Raw genomic sequence first — 2,485 nt, forward strand, 5'->3', positions numbered from 1 at the left:
GTGATCCTGCTCGATTCCATCACCCGTCTGGCGCGCGCTTACAACACCGTGGTGCCCTCTTCCGGCAAGGTGTTGACCGGCGGTGTGGACGCCAATGCGCTGCATCGCCCCAAACGTTTCTTCGGCGCGGCGCGCAACATCGAAGAGGGCGGCTCGCTGACCATCATCGCCACCGCGCTCATCGATACCGGCTCGCGCATGGACGACGTGATCTTTGAAGAGTTCAAGGGCACGGGCAACTGCGAAATTATTTTGGACCGCAAGCTGTCCGACAAGCGCGTCTTCCCGGCCATCGACATCCAGCGCTCCGGCACCCGCAAGGAAGAGCTCATCATCCCCAAGGAAGACCTGCAGCGCATCTGGGTGCTCCGCAAGGTGCTCAACCCGCTGTCGCCGGTCGAAGCGATGGAACTGCTCATCGACAAGCTCAGCAAAACGCCGAATAACGGCACGTTCCTGTCGAACATGAGCAGTCTCTAGGCGTAAGGCGCAAGGAAAAAGCCCGGTCCTCGCGACCGGGCTTTGCTTTTCCGCTGACATCCCGAACGGAACTACGCGACTGCCTTCCCCGCCTTCGTCTTCGGAATAAAGTAAACGTCCGTGGGCTTGAACTGTGCCAGGCGGCGGAACTTCGCCCGCACCGGCATGCCCACCTTGATCTCCTTTTCGGTGAGCCCGACCAGGCGCGTCAGCAGCAGGGTATTGACGCCATCGAACTCGATCAGCGCCAGGTTGAACGGCGTTTCCTTCAAGAAGCTTTCCGAGCCGAAGTAGCACGTTGTCCAGGTGTGGACGCGCCCTTCGAGGGGCAGTTCGTACCAGCGCGTCTCGGCGCCGCACTCCATGCAGTAAGCGCGCGGCGTAGCGAAGCGATATCCGCACCTCTTGCACTCGCTGCCCATCAGCTTGCCTTGGGCCAGCCCGGTGAAAAAGGGTGTGTCTTCCGCATAGCTGTTGAGGTAGTCGACGGTGTAGCGCTCCTTGACCAGCAGCGGGTCGGTACAGAACACCACTGCGCCCGTGTCAACCTCCGGCAAGCGGATCTTGTCGTAGACCGGCTTCGTACCGGCCGGCGACTTCGCGGTTGGCTTCGCCGCGACCTTTTTCTTTGTGACTGCTGCTCTGCTCATCGTGCCCTCCGGGCCTTGGACGCCGGGCCGTTGGTGGAAGTACTTTCGAGAATGCTCACGGTGACGTAAGTTCCCGTGCCCGCGTGGCTGTGTATTGCGCCCCGCATGCCGCGTTTGCCCCGCCCGCGTTTCTGCTTCACTTGTATGGTGGCATCGCCGGCGTTGTGCTTGGCGATGGCGCCTTGGAGCTGCCAGAACGCAAAGACTGCCTGCATCAGCCCGGTGGCGCCCACGGGATGGCCGCAGGCCAGAAGGCCCCCCGACGGATTGACCGGGATCTTGCCCGTCAGATCGGCATGGCCTTGCTCGACGAATTTACCGCCGTCACCGTAGCGGCAGAGGCCCATGTCCTCGTACGTCTGGATCTCGCTCGAGGTGTAGGCATCGTGCAGTTCGACGAAGTCCACGTCCTCGCGCGGATCTTCGATGCCCGCTCGCTCGTACGCCATCTTCGACGCCATGCGTCCGGCGCGGAAGCTGTGTACGCCCGGGTACTTCAGGCCCTTGTACCAGCTTGCGTCTTCGTGCTTGAGCAGGGGCACCGCGCCGTGCGGCCGGTCGGACATGCGCATCGCGTCGGAACCCTGGCCCACGCCGATCACCTTGACCGGGTTGTCGCAGACCTTCTCCGCCACTTTCTCGCTGGCCAGGATGCAGACGGCAGCGCCGTCGGACATGGTGCAGATGTCGAGCATCGTCAGCGGATACGCAACCATCGGAGAGCGGAGCACGTCCTCCACGGTGAGGTCGTAGTGGTGCTGAGCCCACCTGTTGTTCAGGGCATTGCGGTGGTTCTTGACGCTGACCTGCGCCAACTGCTTCGGCGTGGTGCCGAACTCATGCATGTGCCGGACCACCATCATGGCGTAGTAGCCGCTGTAAAAACCGCCCACCGGAAAATCAAAGTTGGTGTCGCTGGCCAGGGCGATGAACTCATTCCCCTTCCAGGTGTTTACCCGCGACATGGTTTCAAACCCGATGGCGACCACGCAGTCCAGCCAGCCGGACGCGATGTGCCGCCACGCTTCCTGGAAGCAGAGTCCGCCGGTGGCGCCGCCTCCTTCCACCCGGATCGTGGGCTTGGGCACCAGCCCGCACATGTCCACGGCCATGATTCCGGCCATCAACTGGCGAGTGAAGTGATCGCTGAAGTAGCTGACCACCGATCCATCGATCCTATCCTTGGTCAGCCGCGGGCAATCGTTCATCGAGTAATCGAATGCCTCTTTCACCATCTTACGGAATGATTTTCGCGGGTCGGCCTTGGTGAACTTGGTGATGCCACCCGAGATCATGTAGACAGGACGCATGCGCACCTCCGTGCGGGTGTGGGCTGCAACCGGCATCGTTGTCTG

The 2,485-nt window shown here is 61.9% G+C and carries 3 protein-coding genes; 1 reads left to right on the forward strand and 2 read right to left on the reverse strand.

Annotation, left to right across the window (positions count from 1 at the left end; all coding sequences use genetic code 11):
- Positions 1-480: transcription termination factor Rho (rho, locus tag VF515_04580; protein ID HEX7406911.1), on the forward strand; the 480-nt coding region annotated here is incomplete at its 5' end.
- A gap of 71 nt (positions 481-551) precedes the next feature.
- Here rho and VF515_04585 read toward each other — a convergent pair.
- Both VF515_04585 and VF515_04590 read right to left on the reverse strand, forming a co-directional pair.
- Positions 552-1,130 (reverse strand): Zn-ribbon domain-containing OB-fold protein, encoded by a 579-nt coding sequence (locus VF515_04585; protein HEX7406912.1) that lies wholly within the window; start codon positions 1,128-1,130, stop codon positions 552-554.
- The coding region (locus VF515_04590) for a hypothetical protein (GenBank protein ID HEX7406913.1) at positions 1,127-2,485 on the reverse strand (1,359 nt) is incomplete at its 5' end. The genes VF515_04590 and VF515_04585, both read right to left, overlap by 4 nt.

The sequence above is a fragment of the Candidatus Binatia bacterium genome (genome assembly GCA_036382395.1).
GTDB lineage: Bacteria > Desulfobacterota > Binatia > HRBIN30 > HRBIN30 > JAGDMS01.